General features: G+C 73.8%; 4 protein-coding genes. 1 reads left to right on the forward strand and 3 read right to left on the reverse strand.

What is annotated here, in order from left to right; genetic code table 11:
- On the forward strand, positions 1-420 hold a 420-nt coding region (locus L7D48_RS27550; protein ID WP_237883625.1), incomplete at its 5' end, for a hypothetical protein.
- Positions 421-474: 54 nt separating this feature from the next.
- On the opposite strand, the gene L7D48_RS27555 is transcribed toward L7D48_RS27550, so the two are convergent.
- The 3 genes from L7D48_RS27555 to L7D48_RS27565 all read right to left on the reverse strand — a co-directional run.
- The gene (locus L7D48_RS27555; RefSeq protein ID WP_374494013.1) at positions 475-1,584 is read right to left on the reverse strand and encodes an RNA polymerase sigma factor SigF; all 1,110 of its coding nucleotides are present in this window, start codon (positions 1,582-1,584) and stop codon (positions 475-477) included.
- Positions 1,473-1,886, reverse strand: coding sequence for an anti-sigma regulatory factor (locus tag L7D48_RS27560; RefSeq protein ID WP_093847771.1), 414 nt, complete (start codon positions 1,884-1,886; stop codon positions 1,473-1,475). The genes L7D48_RS27555 and L7D48_RS27560 overlap by 112 nt, the downstream gene beginning before the upstream one ends.
- Before the next feature lie 446 nt (positions 1,887-2,332).
- A partial coding sequence (locus L7D48_RS27565; RefSeq protein WP_237883627.1) for a 1-aminocyclopropane-1-carboxylate deaminase/D-cysteine desulfhydrase occupies positions 2,333-3,186 on the reverse strand: 854 nt, incomplete at its 5' end.

Raw genomic sequence — 3,186 nt, forward strand, 5'->3', positions numbered from 1 at the left:
CACCGCACCCCCGAGTCCCCCCGGCCCGGGCGGCTCACCGCCGCGGCCGCCGTGGTGGCGGCACAGGGAGTGGTGGTCGCCGGCCTGGGGGTGACCATGCTGGTCATGCTGCTGACCGGCGGCCGGGCCGACGACACGGTGCAGGCCCTCACCGGAGCCGCGACCGTGCTGGCGCTGGCCGTGCTGCCGCTGGCCGCCGCGCGGGGGCTGTGGCTGCGGCGCCGGTGGAGCCGGGGACCGGCGGTGATCGTCCAGCTGATGGCGCTTCCGGCGGGCTGGCAGATGGCGCAGAACGGCGGTGTGTGGCTCGCGGCCGGGGCGGTCATCGCGCTCACCGCGCTGGCCGTGCTCGGCCTCCTGATGACCCCGGCGGCGGCCGGGGCACTGGGTGTCGGCCCGCGCGAGCCCCGGGACGCCTGACCGGACCGGCGGGCGCCCCGCCCCGGGACTTTCCCGCCGCTCCTCGGCGCCCCGCTACTCCTCGATCAGCAGCCGGTCGCGCAACTGGGCCAGGGTGCGGGCCAGCAGCCGCGAGACGTGCATCTGCGAGATGCCGACCTCCTGGGCGATCTGCGACTGGGTCATGTTGCCGAAGAAACGCAGCAGCAGGATCTTCTTCTCGCGCGGCGGCAGCTCCTCCAGCAGCGGCTTGAGCGACTCCCGGTACTCCACGCCCTCCAGGGCGTCGTCCTCCGCGCCCAGGGTGTCCGCGACGGCCGGGGACTCGTCGTCGGTGTCGGGGACGTCCAGGGAGAGCGTGCTGTAGGCGTTCGCCGACTCCAGGCCCTCCAGGACCTCCTCCTCGGAGATCGACAGCCGCTCGGCCAGCTCGTGGACGGTCGGGGCGCGGCCGTGCTGCTGGGACAGCTCGGCGGTGGCCGTGGTCAGCGACAGCCGCAGCTCCTGGAGCCTGCGGGGCACCCGCACCGCCCAGCCCTTGTCACGGAAGTGCCGCTTGATCTCGCCGACGACCGTGGGGGTGGCGTAGGTGGAGAACTCCACGCCGCGCTCCGGGTCGAAGCGGTCCACCGACTTGATCAGGCCGATCGTGGCGACCTGTGTCAGGTCGTCCAGCGGCTCCCCGCGGTTGCGGAAGCGCCGCGCCAGATGCTCCACCAGCGGCAGGTGCATCCGCACCAGGGCGTCGCGCAGCTCGGCGCGCTCCGGGGAGCCCGCCGGGAGACCGCGCAGTCTGACGAACAGCTCCCGTGCGCCGCTGCGGTCCTGGGGATCGGGCTGCCGGTGCACATAGACGGCCTTCTCGCCGGCCCCTTCGTCCTCGCGCATGTCGTGCTGCTGGTCCTCCATGGCAACCGCCCGCTCCGCCCGCCGATCAGGATCGACCGGATGGGGCCGGGCGTGCTGCTCGGGAATGACCGGGCCCGCCGCCTTCTCGTGGCGGCCCGTCCGCGTTTCGCTCTCCAGGTCGTTCACACCGACCCCCTTGTCCCGTACCGGCCCGTGTGTGCCGGTCACGGCGCCCCTGGGCCGGCGCCGCGCTTCTTGTGCAGGCTGATGCTGACAGTGCGGTCCTCGGCCACGGCCGAGTCGACCTCGCCGGCCAGCGCGGAGAGCACCGTCCAGGCGAAGGTGTCGCGCTCGGGGGCGCGGCCGTCCGTGGTGGGTGCCGAGACCGTCACCCACAGGGAGTCCCCGACGAGGTTGAAGACGCAGCTCAGCACGCTGCCGGGGACCGCTTGCTGGAGCAGGATGGCGCACGCCTCGTCGACGGCGATGCGCAGATCCTCGATCTCGTCGAGGGTGAAGTCCAAACGGGCCGCGAGACCGGCGGTGGCGGTACGCAGAACCGAAAGGTAGGCGCCCGCGGCGGGCAGCCGGACCTCGACGAAGTCCTGCGTCCCGGGCTCGCCTGCGATCTGGGACACCCTCACCTCCAAGGTGGCACGAGCTGGTGGCTGCCGTGTACGCCCGCCCGGCGACCCCGTCGCGACGGGGCAACAGGTCAACGGACGGGCGCGGCAGATAGTTCGACTGCGACGCTATCGCGATCCGGGGCATGCTGTCGCCCGGGCCGAGGAGGCACCCTTCCTGCGGTCGTCACCCATAGTAAACACATGGGTACTTTCCGTGGCTAGTGGTCTGCGGTGCCCAATTCGCATCCGGTCACGCCGGGTTCACAGCGCCGCGGGGCCGCCGTTTGTTCCCGGCCCTCCGGCGATCCCGGCGCCCGGCCCGCCCGGCCATCGGTCCGGCGCCGGGCGGCTCGTGGAAACCGATGGCGGGCTCGTGCCGGTTCAGTACCCACAACCGGAAGCGTTCGTAACCCCGTGTGGCGCGGATGCGCGAGTTCGGCCGGATCGGGCGGGGAGGGTTAACCGGTGACCACGGCGGCCACCGTCGTCCCCCGGGGGAAGACGCCCTCGCCGGCCAGGGCCGCCAGGCCGTACAGCATCTTGGCGACGTACACGCGGTCCAGGCCCGGCAGCCCGTGCCGGGCCTCGAAGTCCCGGGCGAAGGACTCCAGCGCGTCGGTCGTGCGGGCGAAGCCGCCGCAGTGGAAGCGGTCCTCAACCGTCCACGCGCCGCGGCGTCCGCCGAAGGCGGCGTGCTGGAGCCGTTCCACCTCGCCGGTGAGGAAGCCGCCGCGCAGGGCGGCGAAACCGATCGCGCGCTGCCCGCCGGCGAGCCCCCCGGCGAGGCCGGCGAGGGTGCCGCCCGTGCCGCAGGCGACGGCCACCACGTCCGCCGCGCCGCGCAGTTCACGGCCCAGCTCCGCGGCGCCCCGCACGGCCTCGGCGTTGCTGCCGCCCTCCGGTATGAGGCGGAACGGGCCGAAGCGGTCGCGCAGCGCGGCAGTCCACTCCGGGTCGTTCCTGCGGCGGTAGTCCGCCCGTGTCACGAAGTGCAGCCGCATGCCGTCGGCGGCGCAGCGGGCCAGGGAGTCGTTGAGGGGCCGGTCGGCGAGCTCCTCACCCCGTACGACCCCGATCGTCGACAGGCCGAGCAGACGCCCGGCGGCGGCGGTGGCGCGCAGGTGGTTGGAGTAGGCCCCGCCGAAGGTCAGCAGCGTGTGCTCGCCGGCCCGCGCGGCGGCGCGCAGATTGGGCGCGAGCTTGCGCCACTTGTTGCCGACGAGGTCCGGGTGGATCAGGTCGTCGCGTTTGAGCAGCAGCCGGACCCCGTGACGCGAGAAGTGCTCGTCGGCGGCCTCGGTCAGGGGGGAGG

It is taken from the genome of Streptomyces sp. ICN903 (assembly GCF_022015835.1).
Taxonomy (GTDB): domain Bacteria; phylum Actinomycetota; class Actinomycetes; order Streptomycetales; family Streptomycetaceae; genus Streptomyces; species Streptomyces fenghuangensis.